This window comes from Hyphococcus formosus, from assembly GCF_046736345.1.
GTDB classification, from domain to species: Bacteria; Pseudomonadota; Alphaproteobacteria; order Caulobacterales; family Parvularculaceae; genus Hyphococcus; species Hyphococcus formosus.
Window position 1 is genome coordinate 186,554 of sequence record NZ_CP157210.1, and the last position, 26,157, is coordinate 212,710.

Genomic DNA, 26,157 nt, shown 5'->3' on the forward strand with positions numbered 1-26,157 from the left:
ATGCCGAAGGTTTAGGAACGCCAAATGTTTAAATTGTTATAGGCGTGCCCGGCATTGACGCGCAAGCAAGACACCCGCGACATCCCGGCAATTTCCGTAAACGCAATAAGGTGTTCTTGTCTTAGCCTGTTGTGCTGTTCAGGTTTGCGTCGGCATTTGTTTCGTTCGCCGTCCAAGCCGCGACTTGTTGATCGATTGCGGCTTTTTCGCTTTCTGAAAGCGCGACCGCGACACCAGCGGCCAGCGGTTCAGCAGCGGCGTCGCCATTACGCGCGGCGAGCGCATACCAGTAATAGGCTTTTGCGGCGTCCTGAATCGTCGAGGTGCTGTCGCCGGTCGGATGGTAAATCGCGCCGAGATTATATTGCGAGTCAACGAGGCCGTAATTTCCGGCGCGTTCAAACCACGCAATCGCTTCCTGACTATCCGCAGGGCCGCCATCACCGCGCGCGGTCATGACGCCGATCCGGTGCATGGCCAACACATTGCCGCCATTGGCGGCGCGGCGGAACCAGACACGCGCCTGGCCGAGATCCTGATCGACGCCTTGGCCGCTCTTGTATAGCTCACCAAGTTGAAGCTGTGCGGGCGGGAAGCCGAGAGCCGCCGCGTCTTGTAGTTGGCTGATCGCCGCGCCCGCAGCCGTTTCATCCTCGGCGGCGCTTAAAGCGGACATTGCTTCGAGATAGACGGCTTGCGGATCAATCGCTGGCGCTTCCGGCACGGAGACAAGCGCTTCTTCGCCGCTTGTTGTTTCAACCGGTTCTGTCACCGCGGCGGGTGAGCCGCTGCTCGTGCGTGTTTCAGCACCCGGTTTAAAGACCATGTCTTTCATGAGGTAAGCGAGCGCGGCAACCGCCAAGAGGATGGCGATACCCAGCGCAATTGCGACCGGTTTGGTCGAGCTATTGGCCTGCAGCGATTCAAACGCTTCCCGGTCATTATTGCGGCTGTCCGTTTCGGCGGTTTCGTCAGCCGACGTGGGCGCGGTAATCTCCTCATTCGCTTCCGGCGCTACGGGTGTCTCGTCTTTTTCACCTTTTTTTTTGGAAAGACGGCTGCGTGCAGATGACAGGGCCGCTGTCAGCTTTGAAAAGCGACCGGTTGGTTCTGCATCTGTGGTTGTTTCGGGCTTTTCGGCCGCGCGGTTGCGCGCTCGGCGTTCGCGCGCTTCGAAAGCAGCTTCGACCGCTGCCGCGCCCTCGAAAACCTCTGCGGCGGTTTCTGCCCGCTCGTCGGCTTTGCTTTCGAGTTGCGCACGTTTTTGACGTGCGCGCGCAGCAAGGATAGCGCGCTGTTTTGCGGTCAGGTGCGCAAGGGAGGGACGTTTCTTAGAGGCGGCGCGTTCAGCGCTTGCTTCTTTTGCCCGCTGCCGCGCAGCTTTCAGATATTCGTCTTTATTGACTGGTTTCGTATCGGTCGTCGTCGTTGCCGTTTCGCCGACAATATCTGGATTGAGCGACGCAGTGTTCGGTGCTTGCTCGTCATCATCCTCGTCAACACGATCATCTGCTGCTGAGGTTTCATCTTCCTCTTGAGCCGAAAGATTGTCATCGCCTTCAGGTGTTTCTTCTTCGGCGGTGTCAGCTTTTGGTAATCCGTCGCCGGTCAGGGCGTCGCGAACCTCTGCGAGCAATGCCCGCGCATGGCCGGCTTTTTCGTCTTGGGCCGGCTCTTCATTGTCCGCAAACTCTTCGTGAACGGAAATCTCGTCATCGGCTTCGCCCGTAACGTCATCATCCGCTTCGTCATCAAGTTCAAAGCTGATGTCTTCGATCGCAGTTGCTTCGTCTTCTTCCTGAATGGCATCTGCCGCAGCTTCCGTTTCCGGCGCTTCTTCATCAGGCGTGTCGGCGAATGCGAAGGGATCATTATCGGCGTCATCGTCCAGATCGAGCGCCGCTACGGCTTCTTCGATGTCGTCGATCGCCGCATCAACATCATCATTGCCGAGTTCATCGCTAACTTGGTCGTCGGTCTCCGCAACGGCCTCATCTACGATTTCTTCCGCATCGGGTTCGGCATCGAGATCGGCTTCACGTTCGAAATCGACTTCCAGTGTTTCGTCAAACGCGTCTGTCAGGTCGTCGGCGACCTGTTCGGCTGCCGGCTCGTCGATGTCCGCGAGGTCTTTCTCGGCCGCGTCAATATCGGCGGCAACGCGGTCGATTTCTTCAAAGCGCGCATTCATTTCTTCGAGCGAGCGCTGCAATTCTTCTATACGGGCTTCGGTGTCCTTGCGCGCGCTTTCGAGCAATGCTTCGACATCGGCGCTACCGTCATTGCTTTCATCTTCCAGCAATTGGGTACGGACCTCGGCAATCGTATCCGCAACTTTCTGAACGCCTTCGGAGCTGCGTTTCTCCGCCGCTTCGATCTGGCCAGAGAGTTTGGCAATCGTATTTTCCAGCGAACGAATTTGGTCGCCGCCACGTTTGATTTCATCCCCAAGAACGCGAAGGCGCGCGCCTGTCCGCTCGACAAATTCCGGATCGCTTGAATCGGCGGCTGCGTCTTTTAGCTGCGCAGCCTCTTCGGCGATGCGCTCTGCTTTCGAGACACGCTGCGCGAGATCTTCAATCGCAGATTTCAGCGCATTCACATCGTCTGGCTCAGATGTCTCACCGACCTTATCGATGCGTGCGGCAAATTCCTGCAATTGCTGTTCGGCGGAATCGAGGCGGGTGAGGGTGGTTTTCTGTGCATTGTTGAATTGGACAGCAACTTGCGCGACGGCTTTTTCAAGTGCCTTGAGCGCCTCGATGCGGCTGCGGTCACCGGTCGCGCGCTCAACACGCTCAACCCGGCTCAATAGATCCTGATAAGAACCTTCTTCGGGTTTAACGCGTTCCAGGCGTTGAATGCGCTCAACAAAACCGCCGACATTCCGAGATAGCTCGGTGACCATCTTGTTGTTGCGGTTCTCGGCTTCAACAACACGATTTCTAAGATGCTCAATTGCGGTGACGAGGTCGCGAAGTTTGAGACCCTCGACTTCGCCTTCGGAAACATCGTTGCTTTCCTGGCCGTGGCTGTAGATTTTTTTATTGAGCCACTCACCAACGGTCATGCCTTCGCGCCGAGCTGCTTCTTTGGCGGTTTCCCGCGCGTCGCGTTCTATGCCTTTGACGCTCCATGGCGCGTTCGATTTCATGTTGTATCACCGTAATTCGCTGGGGCGAATTCCCCGTATTTCGTCCAGATCCGACGCTGAGCGCGCCTAGGCGAACATTTCACTGGTAAGCTGCTTCGCAGAAGGCGCAAACCCTTAATGAGCAAGGAAAAAGGCCTAATGATTAATGAAAGCTTAACGCTGATTCGGAACCGAACGCAGTTCCTAAACATCCCCACTGTCATCCAAGCTTTAACCTGATCGCGCGGATGTCTACATTGGTGCTCAAATCAAGCTTCACCGACGGAGTATCCGACCATGACGACCTATAACGCCCCCCTAAAAGACATGCAGTTCGTTCTTAACGACGTCCTGCAACTATCTAAATATTCTAATCTTCCCAGCTTTTCCGAAGCCTCGGAAGATGTGGTCGAAGCGATCCTTGAAGAAGGCGCGAAGATGACCTCCAATGTGTTGCACCCGCTCAATCAAGTTGGCGATAAGGAAGGCTGTACCCGCCATCCTGACGGTTCGGTCACGACGCCGACCGGGTTCAAAGAAGCCTATGAGATTTACAAACAGGGCGGATGGCAGGGCCTTTCATTCGATCCGGATTATGGCGGCCAGGGGCTTCCCTATGTTCTCGCGGTGGCCGTCAGTGAAATGGTGTCTGCGGCGAATATGGCGTTTGGCATGTATGGCGGTCTGGCGCGCGGCGCGGCTGATGCGATACACGCCCACGGCACTGACGAGCAAAAGCAGAAATATCTGCCGAACATGATTGCCGGCGAGTGGGGCGGCACCATGAACCTCACAGAGCCCCATTGCGGAACCGATCTGGGGCTCTTGCGGACCAAGGCGGTACCGAATGGCGACGGCAGTTACAAAATTTCCGGCACCAAGATTTTCATCTCCGCCGGTGAGCATGATCTGACGGACAACATCATCCATCTCGTGCTGGCGCGGATCGAAGGTGCGCCCGAAGGGGTGAAGGGGATTTCGCTCTTTATCGTGCCGAAATTCCTGATCAATGAAGATGGCAGCAATGGCGAACGCAATGGCGTGAGCTGCGGCTCGATCGAAGAAAAAATGGGTATCCACGGCAACGCGACCTGTGTGCTCAATTATGACGAAGCAACCGGCTATTTGCTCGGCGAAGAGAACAAAGGCCTTCGCGCGATGTTCACCATGATGAACGAAGCGCGTCTTGGCGTTGGCATGCAAGGCATGGCGATTTCCGAAGTCGCCTATCAGAATGGTGCGGCCTATGCCAAAGATCGTCTGCAGGGGCGTGCGCTGACCGGGCCGGAAGCGCCAGAGAAACCGGCTGACCCGATCATCGTTCACCCGGATGTCCGCCGTATGCTGATGGATCAGCGTGCCTTCACCGAGGGTGCGCGCGCCTGGATGTATTGGTCAGCGCTTTATGGTGACCTCCATAAACATGCCGAGGACGAGACAACGCGCCAAAAAGCTGACGATTATATGGGGCTGATGACGCCGATCCTTAAGTCGTACCTGACCGAGAAGGGATATTGGCACGCGACCAATGCCCAGCAGATCTTGGGTGGTCACGGCTATATTTCCGAATGGGGTATGGAACAATTTGTGCGCGATGCGCGAATTGCCATGATTTATGAAGGCGCGAACGGTATTCAGGCGCTTGACCTTGTGGGCCGGAAATTGATGAAAGATGGTGGCCGCGCATGGCAGACCTATTTCGCCGAGATCGACCAGTTTATCTCTGATAATCAGGGTGATGAGGAATTGAAGCCGTTCCTCGACGGATTGGAAAAGGCCAAAGCCCAAACTTTAGAGGCCACACAGTGGTTTGGCGCGAATGCGATGACCAACTTTAACAATGCGGGCGCAAGCTCGATGGATTATCTGTCGCTCTTTGCGCTGACCTGTCTTGCTTATTCATGGGCGATGATGGCGAAGGCGGCGATCGCGAAAAAAGATTCCGGTGATGATTTCTATAAGAACAAATTGATCACCGGTCGTTATTTCCTCGACCGTATGTTGCCGGATACAGGTATGCATCTTGAGAAAATCAAAGCGGGCGCGGATACGATGATGGCGCTGCCAGAAGAAGCGTTCTAAGCGCGGCGAAATAATCCAACGGGGCGCATGCAGAAATGTATGCGCCCTTTTTTATTTCTCAAGCACCGCTAACTGGTTGCAGCCCATTTGGAACAATTTGTAGTCCGCGAGCTTCAGGCCGAATTCTTGGGCAAAGATCTCGCACCGCTTGCGATTGAATATGACGATATGATCGTCAGCGGCTTCTTTACTGAAGAGACCGAGCATTGCGCCGATACGATGAACTACATCATTCCCGAATGGGGTGGGGGTCGTCAGAACGATTCGCCCGCCGGGTTTGAGCGCTTGCGAAAGCCCTTCGCCCAATAGGCGAAGATTGAAGATATGTTCAATCAGCGCCGACATGACGATCGTATCGAATTCTTCGCGAAAGGGCAGCGGGTCCTGATCGATATTGAGCGCTACAAATTGTGCGTGCGGATTTTCGTTGCGAGCGGCGGAAATGGCATCGGCGCTGATATCAACGCCCGTATAGCTGGTGATCTGATCGTCGACCAATTGTCCTAATTGGCCACGCTGGCAACCAATATCCAAAAGATCACCCTGTATATAGGGTTTTATTTTAGCGAGCCTTGCGTCCGATAAATGTTTCGACAATATGCCCATAGCTGGATGCCGCCTTTTATTGATGAATATATCGCAACAACGCTTCAAAAAGGTGAATTCGGTTTGAGCAACAGACCGGTTCATGCTTAAAAAAAGGTTACACCACTTCCGGGGCGCGCTTCCGCGATCCGGTTTCCAGACCTTGTTTATTCGCTAACTGATCCGTAGGTACGGATTAAGGCAGTTTCGCACTTGAAAGGACGACTTATGGATATGCGCCGATTGACCCTGATGCTTTTGGGGACGGTATCGCTCGCGGCTTGCGGGCAAGGGGCTGATAATGACGCGCCAACGACACCCGCTCAGACGAGCGAAAGCGCCGCGACAGAGACTAGCGCCGAGAACAGCGCAGAGGCCATCGCCGCTGAAACAGAACGGCTTAATCAGTGGTTTGCTGAGCGTTGGGAAGAAGAGCTTAATTTCTCGCCAATGATGAAAACTTATCTTGGTCGCAAGGATGACCAGGCGCTCGTTGATGATTACAGCGAAGAGGCGAGCGACCGCCAGCTTGAATGGCGCAGGAATGCAGTCGCAGAAATGAAAGCGGAGTTTGACTACGAAAAGCTGACACCGGAAGCCAAGACTTCATATGATATTTTTGCCTATCAGCTAGAGCAGGCAGAAGCCGCGCATGATTTCCGTCGCCGCAAATATGTGTTCCACCAAATGAGTGGTCCGCATGCAAACCTTTCCAACTTCTTGATCAATTTCCACCGCGTTGAAACTGCCGAAGATATGGATGCATACATCACCCGTATCGGCGGCATTTCGAGAGCGCTGGAACAGGCTTTGGAACGCGCTCAGACCAACGCATCCGAAGGCGTGCGTCCGCCGCGTTTTGCCTATGAAGGTGTTCTTAAACAATCCCGTGCGCTCGTCACCGGTGCGCCATTTAACGGCGAGGGCGATGCGCCGCTTTGGGCTGATGCAAACAAGAAAATTGATACGCTTTTGCAAAATGGGGCGATCGACGAAGAGCAGGCCGAAACCATGCGCGCTGAAGCACGCGAGGCGTTGGTTACTGCCTATAAGACAAGTATGGATGCGTTGATCGCGTGGTTTGAAAGCGATCTCGAAAATAGTGATGCTGATGCAAAAGGTGTCGGTAGTCTGCCCCAAGGCGAGGCGTTTTATAACGAGCGGCTGGCCTACTCGACCACGACCGACATGACCGCCGAGGAAGTTCACCAGCTTGGTCTTGATGAAGTCGCCCGCATTCGCGGTGAGATGGAAGCGATCAAGGAACAGGTCGGTTTTGAAGGAACGCTTCAGGAGTTCTTCAAATTTGTCCGCGAGGACGAGCAGTTCTACTATCCGAATACGGATGAGGGACGGCAGGCCTATATCGATACGGCCGAAGAGAAACTCGACTATATAAATGATCTGCTGCCAGAATATTTCGGCATTTTGCCGAAAGCCGATTTGGTCGTGAAGCGGGTCGAAGCCTTCCGCGAGCGTGACGGCGGAGCCCAGCATTATTACCCCGGAACGCCGGATGGTTCTCGTCCCGGCATTTATTATGCCCATTTATCGGATATGGGGGCGATGCCAATCCCGCAGCTTGAAGTGATCGCTTATCACGAAGGCAATCCGGGGCACCATATGCAGATTTCCATCGCGCAAGAGCTTGAGGGCGTGCCGGCCTTCCGCACGCAAGCCCGCTTTACCGCCTATTCCGAAGGTTGGGGCCTTTATTCAGAGCTGCTTGCCAAGGAAATGGGTGCCTATGCCGATCCATATTCAGACTTTGGTCGCCTGACCACTGAAATCTGGCGGGCGATCCGTCTGGTGCTCGATACCGGTATCCATGCCAAAGGCTGGACGCAGGAAGAGGCGGTCGATTATTTCCTTGAGAACTCTCCCGCTGCTGATGGACAGATCCGCTCAGAAGTTATGCGTTATATCGTAATGCCCGGACAGGCGACGGCTTATAAAATCGGTATGCTGAAAATACTGGAGCTGCGCACCAAAGCGAAAGAAGCCCTTGGCGATGATTTCGACATCAAGGGCTTCCACGATACGGTATTGGGTGGGGGCGCAATGCCGCTGGCCATTCTAGAGCGCCGTGTTGATCAATGGATTAAAGATCAACAGGCGAGCTAACGCATGAATTGATTTCAGCGCCGTCAGATCGCACGGACTTCGTCAAGGTCTGAACGGCGCTGGAACAATTTGTCCACATACGGACATTGAGGAATTATCCGCGTATCATTTGTACGTGCTTCTTCAACTGCTTTTTCGACTAAAGTCTGCGCAATCTTTCCGCCGCGCGATTCAGGCGGCACAAATGTATGATGAACGTTGATGACGTTCTTTCTGACCTTGTCATAAGTGAGTTCGGCGGTGCCGCCTTTGACCTCGGCGAAATATCGTCCGCCTCGGTCATGTTCTTCGTGTTTGATGTCCAATTCTTCACTCATGATCTGACCTCCGATTAACCATTGATTAGTAAATACTTTCCAGTATTCGCCATGCAGGCGGGAAACAGTCCGGCGACGAAATGGTTGCCGGCGGACGGCGATACGTGTTGTCAGGTTTCCTCTAAGGCCATGAAAATTATAACTAATTTTGATTTTTCATGGAACGCAATGCGGCTTTCGCTGTTTCCGAATTCTTCGACGTAAGCAAAACACGGAGACTTTTATGCGTAAGACGACTTATCTGTTTGAAGCATTAGACAGTAAAGGGAAAACATTGCGCCGCTGTTCCCAACGTTGTGATGGAATTAGCGCGAATGAACGAACACAAGGTCTTTTGGCTTCAACCCCGAATGCCGCTGCAGTCTTTGGTTATGAACGGCGCGGCCACCAAGTCCATTCGGCTTATCGCAATTAGCTAAGCCGCTTTTCTGTTGCGCTTAACCCCTAGCGATGGTTCGAAGATTTGTTCTGCGAGCCATCGCACCACCGGCACGCAAACGCCATCACCTGTTAGTTTAAGCGCCGCTGTATTATTTTCTGGCAGTATATAGTTTTCCGGTAGCCCCATCAGGCGTGCCGTTTCGCGCGGGGTAAAGAGACGTGACCTGACATTGCCGTTCTCAATTGCGAAAACAATCTGCCGCGATGATCCGCCAGCAGGGGTGCGCAAACACCCGGCCAATCCGTCAAACCGCGCTTCGATGCGCTGAACCGATTTGCCATCAACCGTGCGCGTACGCCGAAATGCTGTGCCGACACGGCGGGCACGATATTTGATCAGCGCGTCAATACGCTGGCGTTGGCTGTCGCTCATCATACTTAAAAGACGCGCGGTCTGCGCTGGCTTATGCCAATCCGGCGTATCCCACTCGATTATATCCGATAGGCGGGTGCGGTTTTGGCTTTTTAGCGAAACATCCAACCACCCCCAGTTTTTTTGTGCCTTCGATGAAAGATGCGTCAACGCGTGGTGCAGGGCGCTTGGCGCGAGCGTTGCGGAGGGCGTTTCATCAGCCATTAAAGGAGAAACACCATCCGCAAATCCGAGGATGAATAATCGCGGCCGTGACTGCGGCACAAAATTTTTCGCATCGACAACAAGTGCGGTCGCCTGGTAATTTTGCTGCGCTAGACATTCTATGATCGTTGCGAAGTCGCGCCCGCCATTCGAGGTCAAAAGGCCGGTGACATTCTCGATGGCGATAATTTTTGGCCCATGTCGATTTGCGATCATGCCTTCCATGATTTTCCAAAATGGAAAGAAGACACCGCTGCGTTCGGCGCGAATACCGCCGCGCGCGCCCGCAAGCGATAGGTCCTGACACGGGAATGATGCCCATGCGAGATCCGGTGTCTGGTCCGGCAACCGCGATAAGGTCAGATCGTTTATGTCGCCTTCGAACAAATCGCTGCCGCCAAAATTACGGCGATAGGCGGCGCATTTTTCCGGATCGATATCATTCGATAAAAGGCATTGCCAAGCGGCCCCAAGGCCGGCGCGGGCCATGCCGCCACCAGCAAAAAACTCAAGGAAGGTATAGCTACCGGGCATTCTTTTGTTTTTATTCCGCTCGATTCGTTTTGCCATATGGCGTGGGCTTATTTTGCGATACAGGTTGATTTGGGTGGGCGGCGTGCCCCAATCCTGCCACATTCATCCGCATACGCATGGCCCGTGCCATAATTGCGTCACGATTGCCGTGTTTCCGCCGCAATTCAAGCAATTTCTCGAATTTGTGTAGCGCTGTTTACATTGACCTAACCATTCTGCTGCCGCACATTGGGACCGGGCGCTAAGGGGGTCTATCGCACTAGTCCATAGGAGACGCGAATGCCCTTGATGGAAACATTATCAAAACGGACGCTGTCGCGACGGCGATCAAGTTTAAAAATTGCGGCGATTGCCGCCACAACTGCGTTTGGGTCAGTAGCGTTCGGTGTTCCTGCCAATGCGGCGACGCAAGGTTCGGCGGGTTCTGCCCTGAGTTCTATGTCAATTGTGTCGGTTTCATCAGATATGATGCTCACGGTCGCGGATCGTGAAGATCGGTCCGAACGTCGTGGTGGCGGCGATCGCCGAGCGGATCGGCCGAATAGGCGTGATGATCGCGGGTCGCGGCGTAACGGAAGTCCGCGTGAAGGTGCGCGGCAGCGGAACCGAGAGGCCCGTCGTGCTGACCGTCCACGGAATCAGGAGCGGCGCCGCGCACAAGATCGCGAACATCGCCGCGATGCGCGAAATAACAATGAACGTCGCCGAAATGCGCAAAATGATGGTCAGAACCGGCGCGAGGCACAGCGCAATGATCAGCGCGAACGTCGCGCGCAGGGCAATGATCAACGACGTGAAGCCCAGCGTGGCGAGCGTCGCCGCGAAACGCAGCGCAATAATCAACAACGTGAACGTCGCGCGGATCGCCGAGATCGTCGCGAAGCTTATCGGGACGGGCGCAAGGACCAGCGCCGCGCCGACCGCGGTGATCGACGAGAGGCCTATCGCGACGGACGGCGTGACCAACGCCGAATAGATCGGAGTCGCGAACGTGACGCCTATCGCGATGGTCGCCGAGATCAACGGCGTGATTATCGTGATCGCCGGAAGGATCGCTACGCCCATGATCGCCGCTATCGGCGGGCTGATGGTCGGCGCTATCGCTCCGGTCACTATAAACATCCGAGAGTTCGTTATGGCGGCCGCCATTATGGGCACGGACATGGCCCCCGTCGCGGACATGGATATTGGTGCGCTAGCCACTCCATTTTCCACTACTACCGTGGCTATGACCCATTTGGCTGGGCCTATGTGAGCTTTGGCTGGAACCTCTATTCGTCGTCCTATATCCGTGATTGTGACGTCGTTTCCCAAACCTTCTATCGCCGCGGGCGACGCTATGAAGAAGTGGCTCTGCTTTGTTACGACAGTTGGGGATATGGCTATATCAAGCCAGGCAGCCGGCGGGTCTATCGCACTTATTGATAGGCGGGCGATATAAACAGCATTAAAAGGCACCGGGCTCCGGTGCCTTTTTCGTTGATTTGTAACGGTTTTTGCGTGGGGCCAAGCATATTCCATTGACCAATTGGCCCGACTCTGTGGACAAGAGCGAGTTCATCGCCAGCTGTCGCGTGTCATATGAAGTCAAAGCCTAAAGCCAGATCGCAATCGTTCGTCGCTGCCTTGTTCGCAGTGCCGTTTCTGATGGGCGTTGCGAATGCCGCGGTGGGAATAGGGCTTGAGGATGTGCAGGTCGGGGAGCGGAACCTGCAAACCCGTATTGCGTTAATTTGCGACGGCCCGTGCAGCATTGAAAAGCGCGCCGATGAGCAATTTTTCTTGCGCGGTGTTTCGTCGGATATGACGCTTGATCTGTCTGACCGCAGCAAAAATATCGAAGGGTTTGAGCTGGTCCCTGATCGGGCCGGAAGCGTGATGAGCGTAAAACCTGCGCGCTTGATTGAATATGCGAATGCAAAGCCATGCGTAATTGCCGAGCGGGCAGCGACCTGTATCGATCTCTTTTTTGCGGACGCTAAACCGCGCGAAGCCAAGATTGCAACGCCGGTGCTCAATGCATCCCTGCCAAAGACAGCGCCGCCAGCCTTGCGTGAAAGTGCGCCCGAGCGCTTGTCTCGGTTTGCCGCATTGGCACCGCCCGAGCGTCTAGCGCCGCCAACCGGGGCGCGCCTTGCCAGTGTTCAGCCCGTACAAAACCCACCTGTACCGACCTTGCGCGAGCGTGAGGTCGTTGCCCCGGCGGAGCCACAGCGAACGCAGCAGCAAAGTGCGAACGCGATCCAGACCGGTGCTCGCGCGCCTCAACCGGCCGAAGGGTTCAACTATGCCGAAAAGGTCAAAGCCCTTTTGGGTAAAAACCTGTCGCCCGGCTATTGCGCGTCGGCTAAGGCAAATCTTCAAAGCGATGCGTGGGCGCTCGAATCCATGGTTGATGTCGGGCTTTGCGAGGCGGCCGCAGGGAATGCGGAACTGGCGGAAACCATGCTTTCGCGTTTGCTCGAATATACGCCCGATAATTATGAGGCCCATGTGGGGCGGGCTTTGATTGCCCTTCAGGCGGGTGAGAAAAGCGTCGCCCGGCGCTATTTCCAGGATGCGCTCGATGCACCGCCGCCGATTGAGGAATCGACCCGCATCGTAGAGGCCATGCGCGCATTATAGCCGCAAATTCGGGAAAATGGCCGGCTCCACGCCTTCCAACGCTTGACCTTGCCAAGGGGCGCTTTTAGCGTCCGCGCAAATTTCAACCGGCTATGATTGGCGCGAATACAATGACAACGCAGAAAAAGAAACAATCCTTCCAAGGACTGATCCTGACGCTTCAGCAATTTTGGGCGGATCAGGGCTGCGTGATCTTGCAACCTTATGACAAGGAAGTCGGGGCGGGTACATTCCACCCGGCGACCACATTGCGGTCTTTGGGGCCGAAGCCTTGGAAGGCGGCATATGTTCAGCCCTGTCGCCGTCCGACTGATGGACGCTTTGGGGCCAATCCAAACCGCTTTCAGCATTACTACCAGTTTCAGGTCGTGCTTAAGCCATCGCCGGAAAATATTCAGGAGCTTTATCTTCAGTCGCTTGATGCGATTGGTGTTGATCGCTCCGTACACGATATTCGTTTTGTCGAAGACGATTGGGAAAGCCCGACGCTTGGTGCATGGGGTCTTGGTTGGGAGGTTTGGTGCGATGGCATGGAAGTCACGCAGTTTACCTATTTCCAACAAGTCGGCGGATTTGACTGCAAGCCCGTGACCGGTGAAATCACCTATGGGCTTGAACGTCTTGCGATGTATGTACAGGGCGTCGACAATGGATATGACCTCGACTTTAATGGCGCTGAGGGTGATGACGCGGTCACCTATGGTGACGTGTTCCACCAACAGGAAGTCGAGTTTTCAAACTATAATTTTGACCTTGCGGATACGGATGTTCTCCTTGATCAGTTCCGCGAAGCGGAAGCCGCATGCCTAAGCGTTATCGAAGCCGGGAAAGCGGCGGGCGTGTCTTATGCTTTGCCCGCTTATGATCATTGTATCGCGGCGAGCCATCTTTTTAACCTGTTGGATGCGCGGGGTGTTATCTCCGCAACGGAACGCCAATCCTATATTCTTCGTGTGCGGACATTGGCAAAAGCCTGTTGCGAGGCTTGGCTTGAAAGCCCACAAGGCCGCAGCGCAGGCGCGGGGATTGTTGACTACGCGGAGGCATGATGGCCAAGGCTTCTTTGCCGATTGAAGGCGGGTGTCAGTGCGGTGCATTGCGCTATGAAATCGCGGCGCCACCCCTCATGATCTATGCTTGCCATTGCACAAATTGCCAAAAGCAAACCGGTAGCGCATTCGTTTTATCTGCGACCGTTCCGGAAGCGGCCTTCTCATTCACTGCGGGAAAGCCCGCCAAAACCGAATGGGTGTCTGACGCGGGGAATAAACGCTATGGTCATTATTGCCGCGATTGCGGTAGCCGGATTGCCAATGGTCAGGACCCGTCAATCGGAATTTTAAGCCTCCGTGCAGGGACTTTTGATGATACGAGCTGGGTTCGCCCGGCTGGTCACATTTGGGTCAAAAGCGCTCAAAGCTGGATCAAGTTTGCCGATGACGATTTATTGTCAAATGAACAGCCCACGGATTACGCGCCCTATGTGGCGCGCTTTAAAAGCTTTGATTTATTCGCCAATTAGCTGCGTTTTATGGCCATTGCTCGCGTTTTGCGAAGCACCCTATAATCAGCCCTCAACATAAAAGGGAGGGTTATCATGCCCAAAGTTTTAGGTCTTAGTCTCGTTGGGGTTCTGGTCGCGACTTTGGCGTTCTGGATATCTGGTTTTGTGTGGTATGGATTGCTGTTTGCCGAAGCGTGGATGACGGCAAACAATATTTCTCCGGATGCGGAGGGCAGCTTCGATCTCTATATGGTTGGCGGTATCGTCATCACCTTGATGCAGGTGATCGGGATCGGGCTGGTCATGAAATGGAAAGGGGTGATTAGCCTCGCCGATGCTGTCAAAGTTGCCTTGGTGTTGTGGTTCTTTTTTGGCCTGCCATTTTCGAACTATGCCTATCTCTATAATCCGGCCCACAGCACGACCTTGTTGTTGATTGATGCATCGCATCTTTTGGTCGGTTGGGTCATCTCGGCGGTAATTCTCGCTTTGATAAAATAGGGGCGAACGCCCATCATTATTGCAACAGGGCGGCGTTCGCGCCGCCCTTTGTAATGGGGTGATGCTATGGCGTTGACTGCGCCAAAACGAAAACGAAAAACCAAGCGGCGCAAGAAAAAAGCGGCAAAGGGCCGTGTTGCGCGCGGGTTGAGGCTGGCCGGGTTTGCGTTGATTGGGTTGGTGCTCGGCTCCGTCCTTTGGGCGGGGCTTTATCGGGTTGCGCCGCCGCCGGGCACCTTGTTGATGCTCCAGCGGAAAATGAGCGGCGATGTCATCATCCACCCATGGGTGCCGCTTGATGAGATTTCACCACATCTGGTGACGGCCGTGATTGCCGCAGAAGACACACGGTTCTGCATCCATAATGGCATCGACCTAGAGGCCATCGACAAAGCCTTACTTGAAAAAAAGAACGGCAAAAAACTGCGCGGCGCATCGACGATTTCGCAGCAGACGGCGAAGAATGCATTCTTTTGGAATGGCGGCGGTTGGGTCCGGAAGGGCGGCGAAGCATGGATGACGGTTTTGATCGAAACCGTCTGGCCAAAGCGCCGCATCATGGAAGTCTATCTCAATATCGCCGAATGGGGCGATGGGCATTTCGGGGCCGAGGCCGCCGCGCAGGCGCGCTTCGGTAAAAGTGCGCGCGATCTGACCCGACATGAAGCGGCGTTGCTCGCGAGTGTTCTGCCGAATCCGCATAAATGGCGGGTCGATCCGCCGGGGCCCTATGTGCGGGGTCGCGCTGCAACTATACGGGCACGGATGAATAATGTGCGCCGCGATGGGCTCGATCACTGCGTATTGCGTTAACAGGAGTTTTTATGCCGAACGCCTATATTCAATTGGCGATTGCCATCATCGCTGAGGTCATTGGCACCAGTTCACTGAAAGCGTCGGATAATTTCAGCAATCTCATTCCGACCTTGCTGGTATTCGGCGGCTATGGAATTTCGTTTTACTTTTTGGCGAATGTCGTAAAGGAGATCCCGGTCGGGATTACCTATGCGATCTGGTCCGGGGCAGGGATTGTTTTGGTGGCGCTCATCAGCATCGTCATTTATCGCCAGGTGCCTGATTTCGCCGCATGGCTGGGCATGGGGCTCATCATTGCCGGTATTGTGGTGATGAATGTGTTTTCAAATATGACCGGGCACTAAGACGCGACTTATTCAACCCGTCTTACGGTGATCGTGCTGCCAAGCGGTTCAATACGCAGCTTGTAACTTCCGAGCATGGCACGTTTGATCTTCGCGGTTTTCATGCGGCTAACGGTCGTGCGCATCAGTTTTTTATCGGAATCAAGTTGCCGCCAGACCTGACCATTTTCGAGCGTGATCGTCAGCTTGCCAAAGGGGTTTTTCTCGACATTTGTAATCGTCGCTTCGAAGCTATCGATCTTGTCGTCTTTGGTGGCTTTCTTCTTCAGGGTTTCCTTGCCGAAATCCTCGACCAGCTCCTCGCGGGTCGGCGGAATGACGGTTGCAAGCTCGACCTCTTTTTCGCTCATGACCTGATCAACCGCCTGATCGTTTTCAAAGGCTTTGTCAAAACATAAGAGCCGGTCCGCCGCATTGGAAATTTCGCGGCATTCCATCCCGGCCTCAAAGGCTTTTTTCGGATTAGGTTTTGCTTGCGCAGCGCCCACGGCCATCAAGCATAAAGCCCCGGTGCATAAAGACATTGAGATAGAAATGGCTTTACGGTTGACTGTCATCTCTGAACTCCCCGGAGGCGGTTTGGCTGCGCCATGTAAAGGCATGCGCGTTGAAATAAAGATAAAGTAATTACCCTTGCGGTGAAAGTATACAATGAAAACCTCTGAACGACACACAGATATTTTAAATGGTTATAAAGACGGTGGATCACGATTTAATGAGTGGTCTCGCGAAAAACTTGGCGATTTCACCCTGACTGACTGGAAATGGGGGCAAATCCACCTGCGGTGGGATATTGATGATCGCTTTGTGATGCCCGATGGGGTGATGTTTGGCGGCCATATCGCCTCTGTCGCCGATCATGTGGCGGGCCTGACAGCGATGACCGTCTTGAGCGACAGCAAGGAGCGGTTTCGCACATCACGGCTTGAGACGAATTTTTTCCGCCCGCTTATGATGCCGCTTGCGGTGATCGAGGGGCGGGTGACCAATGCGTCAAAATCCCTGATCCATGTCGAGGCAGACTTCCTTAATGCCGATGAGAAGCTGGCCGTTCGGATAAATGCGGTGCAGGTTCGGCGGATGACGGGTTAAAGCCGCTTGCTCATAGGGCCAAGCCCCACTAGAAACCGGCGCTATGCCAGAACTTCTTTTAGAAATCTTCTCTGAAGAGATCCCCGCCCGCATGCAGCCTCGCGCTGCCGCTGACCTTGAACGCGCCGTCAACAAGGCGTTGATCGATGCCGGATATTTGCCCGAAGGGGTGAAGGCGTTCTCTGGGCCACGCCGCCTGACATTGGTGGCAACGGGGCTGCCTGCGCGGCAGCCGGACCGGCGTGAGGAGAAAAAAGGCCCGCGCGTCGGTGCACCAGATCGCGCGGTTGAAGGGTTCTTGAAAGCCGCTGGCCTGTCATCGCTCGATGAATGCGAACAGCGCGAAGACAAAAAGGGCGCTTACTGGGTCGCGGTGATCGATCAAAAGGGCCGCGAGACCGCTGGCTTTATCGCTGACCTGATCCCTGAAATCGTGCGCGGCTTTTCATGGCCGAAATCCATGCGCTGGGGCGATGGCGAGCTTCGCTGGGTGCGGCCGATCCATTCGATCTTGTGTGTTTTTGATGGCGAAGTCGTGCCGTTTGAAATCGATGGCATTGCCGCCGGTGACAAAAGCGAAGGGCATCGGTTTATGGGCAATGGCGCGATCACGGCCCGATCATTCGAGGCCTATGCCAGCGCCCTGCGCGACGGCAAGGTGATCCTCGATGCGGAGGAGCGCAAAGAAATTATCGCCCGCGACGCGGAAACCCTTTGCAAGGCCCAAGGGCTCGAACTGGTCGAAGATCCGGGCTTGCTCGCCGAGGTCACGGGACTTGCGGAATGGCCGGTTGTGATGATGGGCACGTTCGACGAGAAATTCCTCGCGCTGCCTGATGAGGTCTTAACGGCCTCTATGCGCGGGCATCAGAAATATTTTTCGGTGAGCAACCCAAAGACCGGACGGCTTGCGAATAAATTTGTCTATGTGGCCAATCTCGAAACGCCAGATGGCGGCGCGGCTATGCGCACCGGCTATGAGCGGGTTCTGACCGCGCGGCTTTCCGATGGCTGGTATCTCTATAACCAAGATCTCGGCACAAAACTCGCCGACCGGATTGACGATCTTGACAAGGTGACATTCTTCGAGGGGCTAGGCTCCGTTGGCGACAAAGCCCGGCGGATTGCGTCCCTCGCGCGGGAGATTGCGCCCATGGTTGGTGCCGATCCCGATATGGCCGAGCGCGCGGCGATGCTCGCCAAGGCCGATCTGGTCACGGGCATGGTCTATGAATTCCCCGAGCTTCAAGGCGTGATGGGGCGATATTATGCGATAGAGCAGGGCGAAAGCGCCGACATCGCCGATGCAATCCGCGATCATTACAAACCGGCGGGCCAGGAAGACGATGTGCCGACCAATCCGGTTTCTGTGGCCGTCGCGCTTGCCGATAAAATTGATACGCTTACGGCCTTTTGGGCGATTGATCAGAAACCAACCGGCTCAAAAGACCCATTTGCCCTGCGCCGCGCCGCATTGGGCGTGATTCAATTGATCGAAGAGAATAAGGTTCGTGCGGCGCTGACGCAGTTGATTGAATCTGCGTTTTCTATTTTTGCGGCAGAATGGGAGAGCCAAGGGGGGGTATGGGTGCCTGTTTCCGAACGAGACTATCCACGAGAAATAAAGGGTTCGCCACCAGTTAGATACCGCTATTTTACGTGTGCGCCAGTTGATAAAAATAAGTTGCTACGAGACGGAAACTATATAGCTTTTTCGCACGACCCAGCCATCTTAAAAGTTAAAGAGAATGATATTTTCGAGCCACACAAGTACAACGAGACGCTTGCTCGAAGCGTTGAAGATATAAATTTGTCCCTTACTAGATTCTTAAATGACCGCCTAAAAGTCTACCTCAAGGACAAAGGCCATAAGCACGATGCGATTGATGCTGTATTGATCAGCGCCGATGGTGCGCTTGCGGATGATTTCGTTTTAGTTGCGTCAAAGCTTTCGGCATTGGAAGCATTTCTCAAAACCGATGATGGCGCGAACCTCGCAGCCGCCTATAAGCGCGCGGCGAATATTCTGAAGGCGGAAGAAAAGAAAGACAAAAAGCCCGCCGATCCGAATGGTGTCGACGAAAGCCGCCTCGCCGAAGCCGAAGAAAAAGCGCTTTTCGGTGCGCTCAAAGACGCGGAAGCCAAAACCGAAAAAGCGGTCGCCGCAGAAGACTTCGAAGCCGCTATGACGGCGCTCAGCGGCCTACGCGGCCCGCTTGATGCGTTCTTTGAAAAGGTCACGGTCAATGCGGACGATGCGAACCTTCGCAGCAATCGCCTGTCACTATTGGCCCGCTTCCGTACCGCAACCGCAAGCCTCGCCGATTTCTCAAAGCTAGAGGGATAACCGGGAATATATAACGCTGCCGAGGGATTAGGGAATTTTAGGGCTCATTCCCCCAACTACCTTCGATGTGCGGGCAATTTCGCGTGCGAGATCCACGAATAGCTTGAATGCTGCAGGTGGATTTCGACGGCTGGGATAGTAGAGGCATAAAGGCGATATGGGTGGGGTCCAATCGGTGAGAACACGGACAAGTCTACCGCGCTCAATATCTTCGTATACGTCTGATTCCATAAAAAATCCGATTCCAATAGATTCCAGAACGGCAATACGTGCCAGGCTGGCTTCATCCAGCGTTATCGGGCCGTCAACATCTACCTGTATCGGCTGACCATCAGATTCAAACTGCCATCGGAACATCGCGCCGTTCGGCAATCGAGTTCGAATGCAGGCATGGGAAAGAAGGTCGATCGGAATGCGCGGAAGGTCGTGATTTTCAAAATAGGAAGGCGTGCCTACAACGGCGTATCGCCTTGGGGGGCCGAGCGGGATAGCGATCATGTCGGTCGGAACTAAGTTCTGGCTTCGCACGCCAAAATCGAATCCGTCCGCAACAATATCAACAAGATTTCCTTCCGTAACCAAGTCAATCTGCACGCTTGGAAATCGCCGTAAGAATTCCAAAACAAGTGGCGACAATATTTCACGGCCTGCTGTTGCAAATGTATTGATGCGCAATGTACCGATCGGCGTCTCCTGTTGCGAGCGGACGGCATCTAGCGCCTGATGTATATCTTTAAGGGCGGGCGTTACCTGCTCGACAAAATTGCGCCCGGCGTCTGTGAGCGAAACGCTGCGTGTCGTTCGGTTGAAAAGTCGCACGCCCAGTTGCTTCTCAAGCTTATTGATCGCGTTGCTAAGGGCGCTGGTCGACATGCCGAGGTCAAGCGCGGCAGCTCGGAATGAGCCTCTTCGGCTGATGGCAAGCACGGCGTCCAGATCGGTGAGATTATAGTTTTTCATTGTCCCAAATATCGAAACGCTTCGTCCAACTTTATCCCGCTTATCGGAATGACGTCAAAGCCCTAAATTGCATTCAGACACAATCGGAGGCGCAAACGCAGTGTTTTCAAGCTTCTATTCCGACCGTGAATATTTCGTTTGGGACTCGAAACCTCGATTGGCCCGGTCGGTAGCGGTCGCTGAACACAACACTTCAATGAAAGGATACGATCATGTCGATCAATTTACCGCATGCAATCGCCGAATATTTCTCCGCTGACAAAAAAGCCAATCCGACGGCAGTTTCAGAATGTTTCACTCTTGATGCGACGGTCGTTGACGAAGGAAATACATATACGGGCCGGGACGCGATCCGGCAATGGATGGCAAATGCGTCTACTCAGTACACCTACAAGGTTGAGCCGTTTAATATCTCGGAAGAGGGTGGGCGAACCGTTGTGACCAGTCACCTCGTTGGTAACTTTCCGGGAAGCCCGGTAGACCTGCGTTATTTGTTTGTCCTTGAAGGCGACAAGATCGCAAAACTGGAAATCGTTCCATGAACGAATTTTTGTCCCTTCAAGGAAAGCGTGCGCTTATCACTTCCGGCACGCGCGGGGCCGGTGGTGCAACAGTACGCCTTTTCGAAAAGCTTGGAGCCCGCGTGCTGACAACCGCTCGAAGCAAGCCGTTGGAAATACCGGAGTCGCAGTTTGTAGCCGCTGACCTCACGCACGCCGACGGCTGTGCGCGCGTCGCCAATGTTGTCCGCGACCAGCTCGGTGGAGCTGACATAATCGTCCACATGTTGGGCGGTTCTTCAGCGCCTGCCGGTGGCTATACCGCTCTGGACGACGCTGAATGGAGAAAGGAGCTGGATTTGAATCTTATGCCGGCGGTTCGGCTCGATCGAGAGCTTGTTCCGGACATGGAGGCGCGTGGTTCAGGCGTTGTGATACACGTCACTTCAATACAGCGTGAAATGCCGTTGCCGGAAGCAACGACCGCCTATGCCGCTGCAAAGGCGGCCCTGTCAACATACAGTAAGAGCCTTTCGAAGCTGGTGTCGCCCAAAGGAGTACGTGTTGTTCGCGTTTCCCCGGGCTGGATTGAAACCGAGGCGTCCATCGCATTGGCTAAACGTCTTGCGGAGGAGCAAGGCCTCACGATTGAGCAAGGGAAGCAAATGATCATGAAGTCGCTCGGCGGCGTGCCTATCGGGCGGCCGTCAAAACCCGAAGAGATCGCAAATCTCATCGCGTTTATCGCATCGGATCGGGCCGGTACGATTACCGGAGCAGAATATGTGATCGATGGGGGCACCGTGCCCACTGTGTGAGTTTTTGTGTTTCTGAAAGAAACGTGATCCTCATACGTTCACGATGCAATTCGCGAATAGTTCGATCTCATGTGAATTTTATCGGGGCTGTGTCATTCGTTTTCGCTTGCGGCGAGGTAGAGTAGAACTGAGGGCGAATGAACGAGCGCAGCTTTGCGCGAAATCCGCGTGCAAACATTAATCCTTATACCCCGCGGCGCGTTCGGCGCTGGGGAAGAACAGAAATGCCAGCATCAACAGATAGGGCGCATAGTCCCAGCTAAGGGCGAGGGCCCAGACATCGGAAAAGATGTTGGCGTGTTTTAACACTGCGTCGCGCGGGGTGATGGTTGATAGGCCGGGTACAAATTCCGCATCGACAATCTCTTGTCGTCGCGATACCGTTTCTGGCTCAGGCGGGGGCGGTGTCGGTGAAATCATCTCGCGAAAAATATCGAGCCCACGTGCGGGAGATTTCTCGGCTTCTGATTTAATCGGCACTGGCGGTTTTTGACGCTTCTGTTTGCTGATCAACGACTTCAATGCCCGCTCAACATCATCCGCATAGCGATCAATGGCTGCGCGCTGGGCGGCGTTTATCCGCGCGCCCGCCGGGCGCGGATTGGCGCGATCAAAATTCGACAATTGTTGATCAAGCAGGCGCTCGATCCGTCGGTCATGGCGCCAGCGATTGAGGACATTGGCAAAGTCATTGAACTCGGTTTCGAATTCGCGCGCCCATTTATCGACATTTATAAATGCATTTCGTGACAGGTTTTTGCGCAAACTGTCGGTTTTATCGGCGCAGATGTCCGGATCATAGGGGTTCATGCCCGATGGGTCATCGGCGTCGATCAATGCGCTGACGCTGGCCTCAAGTCCCTGATACCAAGCGGCGAGCCCTTTATAGTAATCGCTCACCGCGCCTTGCCCGGCCGCGCCGGACTGGCTGCCGCCCAGACGTTCAGCATTGGCGACCCGCGTGACGTCACGCACAGAAAGGCGCAGATCCTCGCGGAACAGGAAATCCCGCTGGCGATAGGTCGTGATCCCGGCGCATTCCGCTGCGAGCCGGTCAATCTCGGCGCTATAGGTGTGGCGGACCGCATCGACCCCGCCGATCCCCACAACGGTTGTCCATGTCGAGACAAAAAACAGGATCAGCGCCAGAATCGGGATCACCACGAACAATTTGAAAGCGCGTTCAACGAAAAAAATGAGATCGCCAATCGCGCCGCCTTTAACGCCGCGCAGCCAGTCGCGATGGCGGACAAATTCCGCGCCGCCGACCCAGATCGCAATCGCCAAACAGAAAACAAAGACGCCAAAAGCGGGCGGCAGGACCGCATTTCGGAAAAAGTCGGTGGATTCTTGGGAGGTAATTAACCCAAAGCCGATGGCAGAGCTGACGGCGCTAAAAAAACCGGCGGTGATCGCGACCACCACAAATAGCCGGTTAAAGAGTGACGATCCTTCGAACCGTTTCGAGGTAAGCGCCGCGAAAAGAACCGCGCCGATAATGGCAATTACAATCCCAGCTCCCGCAATCGCGGCGGGATCAAGGAAACCGCTCAGTATTTCGTCAGCTTCCTGCGCGGCGGCATTTGCGAAAAATATTGGAAATGCGGTCAGAAAACCTATTCGGCTTTGGGCATTCCGAATCGATAGGCGAATTTTTGGCAAATTATTGCCGCGACGGACCTTCTGTCCCATGCAATCCCCCAATTGCGCGGCCTACAGCCGGCCAAATTCAAACTCATGGCGGCAAATGGCCAGCAGAGCAGGGGGCGATTGACGCGCAAATACCCCTCCGTGAACTATCCTAACACGTAAAAAAAATGCGTGAATAGTTATCCACGGCTGTTCTCCATGCCGTAATTGTTGGCTGCAATGTGTGCATGCGGCAATTTCTGGCTTGGAAGTTTGGTTGCGGTGCCGTAAGGCATGGTCCGACTTCGTAGGGGCGCGAGATTTAGACGATGCCTCTATGGGGCGATTGAATTTTGGTAACACATGGCGGGAGTACCATGGGCGATAATATGAAATGGGTTTACAGTTTCGGTGCAGATAACGCAGAGGGCGACGCTTCTTTGCGCAATCTTCTCGGCGGCAAAGGCGCTAACCTCGCAGAGATGGCGAGCCTCGGCCTGCCAGTGCCTCCTGGTTTTACGATCACTACCGAAGTCTGTACCGCATTTTATAAGAATGATCGCAATTATCCCGACGGGTTAAAGGCACAGGTCGATGAGGCGCTTGCCAAAGTCGGCGAAAGCGTCGGCATGGTATTTGGCGACAAGTCGCGCCCGCTATTGGTTTCCGTCCGGTCCGGGGCGCGGGCCTCGATGCCGGGAATGATGGATACCGTCCTCAATCTTGGCCTGACCGATGAAACGGTCGAAGGCCTCGCCAAACTTTCGGGCGATCCGCGCTTTGCCTATGACAGCTATCGCCGCTTCATCCAGATGTATTCCGACGTGGTACTCGAAGTTGACCACCACGCCTTCGAAGAATTGCTGGAAACCTATAAAGAAGAGCAGGATTATTTCCTCGATACGGAAATGACAGCCGATGATTGGCGCAAAATCATCAGCGGCTACAAAAAGGTCGTTGAAGACGCGCTTGGCAAGCCATTCCCGCAAGATCCGCAAGAACAGCTTTGGGGCGCGATTTCGGCGGTGTTCAATTCCTGGCGCAATGACCGCGCCGATACCTATCGCCGTTTGCACCATATCCCGGAAAGCTGGGGTACGGCCGTGAATGTTCAGGCAATGGTATTCGGGAATATGGGCGCGACCTCCGCGACCGGTGTTGCCTTTACCCGTGACCCGTCAACGGGCGAAAACTATTACTACGGTGAATTCCTGATTAACGCCCAAGGTGAGGATGTCGTTGCCGGTATCCGTACGCCGCAAGCGTTGACCAAGGAATCGCGCCTTAAAATGGGCGATGAAGAGCCGTCCATGGAAGAGGCGATGCCGAAGGCCTATGCCGAGCTTTGCGCGGTCTTTGACAAGCTCGAAAAGCATTATCGCGACATGCAGGACATTGAGTTCACCATTCAGGACAACAAACTCTGGATGTTGCAAACTCGTAACGGCAAGCGGACGGCGAAAGCATCGCTCAAAATTGCTGTTGATATGTGTGAAGAAGGTTTGATCACGGAAGAAGAAGCGATCAACCGGGTTGATCCACATTCGCTTGATCAGCTTTTGCACCCATCGCTTGACCCTGATGCGCAGCGTGACCTTGTTTTGACCGGCTTGCCCGCATCACCGGGCGCAGCGTCGGGTGAGGTTGTGTTCAATTCCGACGAGGCCGAGCGTCTCGCGCAGGAAGGCAAGAGCGTTATTCTGATCCGGGTTGAGACCAGCCCTGAAGATATTCACGGCATGCATGCCGCAAAAGGCATTGTGACTGCGCGCGGCGGTATGACTTCGCACGCGGCGGTGGTTGCGCGCGGTATGGGCCGGCCCTGTGTCTGCGGGGCAGGGGATCTCAAGATCGATAAGAGCGAGACCTTCTTTACTGCCGGCGGCCGCAAGGTCGAAAAAGGCGAAGTGGTAACGATTGATGGCGGCACCGGCGAATTGTTCTTCGGTGCGGTGCCAACGGTGCAGCCAGAGCTTTCCGGTGATTTCGGCAAGTTGATGGGTTGGGCCGACAAGGTTCGGCGGATGCGCGTTCGCGCGAATGCGGAAACGCCACATGACGCACAAGTCGCGCGCGACTTTGGCGCAGAGGGCATTGGCCTTTGCCGTACGGAACATATGTTCTTCGAGGCCGATCGCATTGTCGCCGTTCGCGAAATGATTTTGGCCGAAGACAAAAATGGCCGCGAGGCCGCGCTGGCGAAACTGTTGCCGATGCAGCGTTCCGACTTTGAAGCGCTATTCAAAGTCATGTCTGGCTTGCCGGTGACAATCCGCTTGCTTGATCCGCCGCTTCATGAATTCCTTCCGCATTCGGACGAGGAAATTGAGGAAGTTGCGAAATCGTCCGGCATGGACGCGCAGAAACTAAAAGATCGCGCGCACAAGCTACATGAATTTAACCCGATGCTCGGTCATCGCGGATGCCGCCTTGGTGTCTCTTATCCGGAGATTTCGGAAATGCAGGCCCGGGCCATCATGGAAGCGGCATGTAATGTCGCCAAAGAAACCGGCGAGAAAGTAACGCCGGAAATCATGATCCCCTTGGTGGCAAAGCGCGAGGAACTTGCTTTCCTCAAAGAGCGCATTGATCGGGTGATAATTGAAGTGCTCAAAGAAAACGACATCAAGCTTGATTATCTGGTCGGTACGATGATCGAACTGCCGCGCGCTGCCCTGACGGCAGATGAAATTGCGCAGGATGCAGAGTTCTTCTCTTTCGGCACCAATGATTTGACGCAAACCACCTTTGGTCTTTCGCGGGATGATTCTGCATCATTCCTGCCGGATTATATGCGCCAGGGCATTTTCGAGCGCGATCCGTTTGTGACGCTTGATCCCGATGGGGTTGGGGTGCTGGTTGAAATCGCGGCGGAAAAAGGCCGGAAAACCCGGCCTGAGATCAAGCTCGGCATTTGCGGCGAGCATGGCGGCGATCCGGATTCGATTAATTTCGTCGAGGGGGCAGGGCTCGATTATGTGTCCTGTTCGCCATACCGGACGCCAATCGCACGTCTTGCTGCAGCGCAAGCAAAATTACGCAAAAGTGAAGGCTGATCAAACGCCTAATTGGTAAATATTAATTTCCACAGATCGCGAATCAAAGCGATTTCAATGGTTTAGCGCAACTCAGGTAAGGTTAATAAAAGGTTAACGCACGCCGATTTTAGTTGCCTAAACCGCATTGCGGCGCCATATTCCAGCTGTCGGCGCGCCCCAGAAGGACGCG

The 26,157-nt window shown here is 54.5% G+C and carries 23 protein-coding genes; 14 read left to right on the forward strand and 9 right to left on the reverse strand.

Annotated elements, in window-relative coordinates; all coding sequences use genetic code 11:
- Positions 1-121 precede the first annotated feature (121 nt).
- Positions 122-3,154, reverse strand: coding sequence for a hypothetical protein (locus ABFZ83_RS00850; RefSeq protein ID WP_411817542.1), 3,033 nt, complete (start codon positions 3,152-3,154; stop codon positions 122-124).
- A gap of 276 nt (positions 3,155-3,430) precedes the next feature.
- Here ABFZ83_RS00850 and ABFZ83_RS00855 point away from each other — a divergent pair, with 276 nt between their 5' ends.
- A complete protein-coding gene (locus ABFZ83_RS00855) occupies positions 3,431-5,215 on the forward strand; it encodes an acyl-CoA dehydrogenase C-terminal domain-containing protein (protein ID WP_411817543.1) in 1,785 nt (594 codons plus the stop codon).
- Positions 5,216-5,266: 51 nt separating this feature from the next.
- On the opposite strand, the gene ABFZ83_RS00860 is transcribed toward ABFZ83_RS00855, so the two are convergent.
- Positions 5,267-5,821 carry a class I SAM-dependent methyltransferase gene (locus ABFZ83_RS00860; RefSeq protein WP_411817544.1) on the reverse strand — a complete coding sequence of 185 codons (555 nt, stop codon included), beginning with the start codon at positions 5,819-5,821 and terminating at the stop codon, positions 5,267-5,269.
- A 213-nt stretch (positions 5,822-6,034) separates the two neighbouring features.
- On the opposite strand from ABFZ83_RS00860, the gene ABFZ83_RS00865 reads away from it, so the two are divergent.
- A complete protein-coding gene (locus ABFZ83_RS00865) occupies positions 6,035-7,924 on the forward strand; it encodes a DUF885 domain-containing protein (RefSeq protein ID WP_411818854.1) in 1,890 nt (629 codons plus the stop codon).
- Between the two features lie 23 nt (positions 7,925-7,947).
- On the opposite strand, the gene ABFZ83_RS00870 is transcribed toward ABFZ83_RS00865, so the two are convergent.
- Positions 7,948-8,394: a GNAT family N-acetyltransferase gene (locus tag ABFZ83_RS00870; protein ID WP_411818855.1), complete on the reverse strand. Its 447-nt coding sequence runs from the start codon at positions 8,392-8,394 to the stop codon at positions 7,948-7,950.
- Positions 8,395-8,464: 70 nt separating this feature from the next.
- Between ABFZ83_RS00870 and ABFZ83_RS00875 the strand changes: the two genes are divergently transcribed.
- Positions 8,465-8,656, forward strand: a complete 192-nt coding sequence (locus ABFZ83_RS00875) for a hypothetical protein (RefSeq protein WP_411817545.1) — start codon at positions 8,465-8,467, stop codon at positions 8,654-8,656.
- On the opposite strand, the gene ABFZ83_RS00880 is transcribed toward ABFZ83_RS00875, so the two are convergent.
- The 3 genes from ABFZ83_RS00880 to ABFZ83_RS00890 form a co-directional block, all read right to left on the reverse strand.
- A complete protein-coding gene (locus tag ABFZ83_RS00880; protein ID WP_411817546.1) occupies positions 8,657-9,793 on the reverse strand; it encodes a DNA cytosine methyltransferase in 1,137 nt (378 codons plus the stop codon).
- A gap of 251 nt (positions 9,794-10,044) precedes the next feature.
- Complete coding sequence (locus ABFZ83_RS00885; RefSeq protein ID WP_411817547.1) at positions 10,045-10,269, reverse strand: hypothetical protein; 225 nt, start codon at positions 10,267-10,269, stop codon at positions 10,045-10,047.
- On the reverse strand, positions 10,253-10,906 hold the full coding sequence (locus tag ABFZ83_RS00890; protein WP_411817548.1) for a hypothetical protein: 654 nt from the start codon (positions 10,904-10,906) through the stop codon (positions 10,253-10,255). The genes ABFZ83_RS00885 and ABFZ83_RS00890 overlap by 17 nt, the downstream gene beginning before the upstream one ends.
- 468 nt (positions 10,907-11,374) lie before the next feature.
- Between ABFZ83_RS00890 and ABFZ83_RS00895 the strand changes: the two genes are divergently transcribed.
- From ABFZ83_RS00895 to ABFZ83_RS00920, 6 genes are all read left to right on the forward strand, one after another.
- Complete coding sequence (locus ABFZ83_RS00895; protein WP_411817549.1) at positions 11,375-12,418, forward strand: tetratricopeptide repeat protein; 1,044 nt, start codon at positions 11,375-11,377, stop codon at positions 12,416-12,418.
- A 110-nt stretch (positions 12,419-12,528) separates the two neighbouring features.
- Positions 12,529-13,467, forward strand: coding sequence for a glycine--tRNA ligase subunit alpha (locus tag ABFZ83_RS00900; protein ID WP_411817550.1), 939 nt, complete (start codon positions 12,529-12,531; stop codon positions 13,465-13,467).
- Positions 13,464-13,940, forward strand: coding sequence for a GFA family protein (locus ABFZ83_RS00905; RefSeq protein WP_411817551.1), 477 nt, complete (start codon positions 13,464-13,466; stop codon positions 13,938-13,940). Before ABFZ83_RS00900 ends, ABFZ83_RS00905 begins: the two co-directional genes overlap by 4 nt.
- Positions 13,941-14,015: 75 nt before the next feature.
- Positions 14,016-14,423, forward strand: a complete 408-nt coding sequence (locus ABFZ83_RS00910; protein ID WP_411817552.1) for a DUF1761 domain-containing protein — start codon at positions 14,016-14,018, stop codon at positions 14,421-14,423.
- 66 nt (positions 14,424-14,489) lie between these two features.
- A complete protein-coding gene (gene mtgA / locus ABFZ83_RS00915) occupies positions 14,490-15,236 on the forward strand; it encodes a monofunctional biosynthetic peptidoglycan transglycosylase (RefSeq protein WP_411817553.1) in 747 nt (248 codons plus the stop codon).
- Between the two features lie 11 nt (positions 15,237-15,247).
- The gene (locus tag ABFZ83_RS00920) at positions 15,248-15,583 is read left to right on the forward strand and encodes a DMT family transporter (RefSeq protein WP_411817554.1); all 336 of its coding nucleotides are present in this window, start codon (positions 15,248-15,250) and stop codon (positions 15,581-15,583) included.
- An 8-nt stretch (positions 15,584-15,591) separates the two neighbouring features.
- Here the strand turns inward: ABFZ83_RS00920 and ABFZ83_RS00925 are convergent, their stop codons facing one another.
- Positions 15,592-16,140, reverse strand: coding sequence for a hypothetical protein (locus tag ABFZ83_RS00925; protein WP_411817555.1), 549 nt, complete (start codon positions 16,138-16,140; stop codon positions 15,592-15,594).
- A gap of 94 nt (positions 16,141-16,234) precedes the next feature.
- Here ABFZ83_RS00925 and ABFZ83_RS00930 point away from each other — a divergent pair, with 94 nt between their 5' ends.
- Together ABFZ83_RS00930 and glyS are read left to right on the forward strand one after the other, a co-directional pair.
- The gene (locus tag ABFZ83_RS00930; RefSeq protein WP_411817556.1) at positions 16,235-16,675 is read left to right on the forward strand and encodes a PaaI family thioesterase; all 441 of its coding nucleotides are present in this window, start codon (positions 16,235-16,237) and stop codon (positions 16,673-16,675) included.
- A gap of 43 nt (positions 16,676-16,718) precedes the next feature.
- Complete coding sequence (gene glyS / locus ABFZ83_RS00935; protein ID WP_411817557.1) at positions 16,719-19,022, forward strand: glycine--tRNA ligase subunit beta; 2,304 nt, start codon at positions 16,719-16,721, stop codon at positions 19,020-19,022.
- Between the two features lie 27 nt (positions 19,023-19,049).
- Here glyS and ABFZ83_RS00940 read toward each other — a convergent pair whose 3' ends face one another.
- A complete protein-coding gene (locus tag ABFZ83_RS00940) occupies positions 19,050-19,982 on the reverse strand; it encodes a LysR family transcriptional regulator (protein WP_411817558.1) in 933 nt (310 codons plus the stop codon).
- A 212-nt stretch (positions 19,983-20,194) separates the two neighbouring features.
- Here ABFZ83_RS00940 and ABFZ83_RS00945 point away from each other — a divergent pair, with 212 nt between their 5' ends.
- Positions 20,195-20,524: a nuclear transport factor 2 family protein gene (locus ABFZ83_RS00945; protein WP_411817559.1), complete on the forward strand. Its 330-nt coding sequence runs from the start codon at positions 20,195-20,197 to the stop codon at positions 20,522-20,524.
- A complete protein-coding gene (locus ABFZ83_RS00950) occupies positions 20,521-21,300 on the forward strand; it encodes an SDR family oxidoreductase (protein ID WP_411817560.1) in 780 nt (259 codons plus the stop codon). The genes ABFZ83_RS00945 and ABFZ83_RS00950 overlap by 4 nt, the downstream gene beginning before the upstream one ends.
- 177 nt (positions 21,301-21,477) lie before the next feature.
- On the opposite strand, the gene ABFZ83_RS00955 is transcribed toward ABFZ83_RS00950, so the two are convergent.
- Positions 21,478-22,992 (reverse strand): hypothetical protein, encoded by a 1,515-nt coding sequence (locus ABFZ83_RS00955; RefSeq protein WP_411817561.1) that lies wholly within the window; start codon positions 22,990-22,992, stop codon positions 21,478-21,480.
- Positions 22,993-23,306: 314 nt separating this feature from the next.
- Here ABFZ83_RS00955 and ppdK point away from each other — a divergent pair, with 314 nt between their 5' ends.
- Positions 23,307-25,985, forward strand: coding sequence for a pyruvate, phosphate dikinase (ppdK, locus tag ABFZ83_RS00960; RefSeq protein WP_411817562.1), 2,679 nt, complete (start codon positions 23,307-23,309; stop codon positions 25,983-25,985).
- Positions 25,986-26,157: the final 172 nt, after the last annotated feature.

What these genes read in the sequence shown, in the direction of transcription:
- ABFZ83_RS00850 (WP_411817542.1), bottom strand. Translation starts at nt 3,154, where the DNA reads ATGAAATCGAACGCGCCATGGAGCGTCAAAGGCATAGAACGCGACGCG.
- ABFZ83_RS00955 (WP_411817561.1), bottom strand. Translation starts at nt 22,992, where the DNA reads ATGGGACAGAAGGTCCGTCGCGGCAATAATTTGCCAAAAATTCGCCTA.
- ABFZ83_RS00905 (WP_411817551.1), top strand. Translation starts at nt 13,464, where the DNA reads ATGATGGCCAAGGCTTCTTTGCCGATTGAAGGCGGGTGTCAGTGCGGT.
- ABFZ83_RS00945 (WP_411817559.1), top strand. Translation starts at nt 20,195, where the DNA reads ATGTCGATCAATTTACCGCATGCAATCGCCGAATATTTCTCCGCTGAC.
- ABFZ83_RS00920 (WP_411817554.1), top strand. Translation starts at nt 15,248, where the DNA reads ATGCCGAACGCCTATATTCAATTGGCGATTGCCATCATCGCTGAGGTC.
- ABFZ83_RS00925 (WP_411817555.1), bottom strand. Translation starts at nt 16,140, where the DNA reads ATGACAGTCAACCGTAAAGCCATTTCTATCTCAATGTCTTTATGCACC.
- ABFZ83_RS00950 (WP_411817560.1), top strand. Translation starts at nt 20,521, where the DNA reads ATGAACGAATTTTTGTCCCTTCAAGGAAAGCGTGCGCTTATCACTTCC.
- ABFZ83_RS00900 (WP_411817550.1), top strand. Translation starts at nt 12,529, where the DNA reads ATGACAACGCAGAAAAAGAAACAATCCTTCCAAGGACTGATCCTGACG.
- mtgA (WP_411817553.1), top strand. Translation starts at nt 14,490, where the DNA reads ATGGCGTTGACTGCGCCAAAACGAAAACGAAAAACCAAGCGGCGCAAG.
- ABFZ83_RS00940 (WP_411817558.1), bottom strand. Translation starts at nt 19,982, where the DNA reads ATGAAAAACTATAATCTCACCGATCTGGACGCCGTGCTTGCCATCAGC.
- ABFZ83_RS00865 (WP_411818854.1), top strand. Translation starts at nt 6,035, where the DNA reads ATGCGCCGATTGACCCTGATGCTTTTGGGGACGGTATCGCTCGCGGCT.
- ppdK (WP_411817562.1), top strand. Translation starts at nt 23,307, where the DNA reads ATGGGCGATAATATGAAATGGGTTTACAGTTTCGGTGCAGATAACGCA.
- ABFZ83_RS00880 (WP_411817546.1), bottom strand. Translation starts at nt 9,793, where the DNA reads ATGCCCGGTAGCTATACCTTCCTTGAGTTTTTTGCTGGTGGCGGCATG.
- ABFZ83_RS00910 (WP_411817552.1), top strand. Translation starts at nt 14,016, where the DNA reads ATGCCCAAAGTTTTAGGTCTTAGTCTCGTTGGGGTTCTGGTCGCGACT.
- ABFZ83_RS00860 (WP_411817544.1), bottom strand. Translation starts at nt 5,821, where the DNA reads ATGGGCATATTGTCGAAACATTTATCGGACGCAAGGCTCGCTAAAATA.
- ABFZ83_RS00930 (WP_411817556.1), top strand. Translation starts at nt 16,235, where the DNA reads ATGAAAACCTCTGAACGACACACAGATATTTTAAATGGTTATAAAGAC.
- ABFZ83_RS00855 (WP_411817543.1), top strand. Translation starts at nt 3,431, where the DNA reads ATGACGACCTATAACGCCCCCCTAAAAGACATGCAGTTCGTTCTTAAC.
- ABFZ83_RS00875 (WP_411817545.1), top strand. Translation starts at nt 8,465, where the DNA reads ATGCGTAAGACGACTTATCTGTTTGAAGCATTAGACAGTAAAGGGAAA.
- glyS (WP_411817557.1), top strand. Translation starts at nt 16,719, where the DNA reads ATGCCAGAACTTCTTTTAGAAATCTTCTCTGAAGAGATCCCCGCCCGC.
- ABFZ83_RS00895 (WP_411817549.1), top strand. Translation starts at nt 11,375, where the DNA reads ATGAAGTCAAAGCCTAAAGCCAGATCGCAATCGTTCGTCGCTGCCTTG.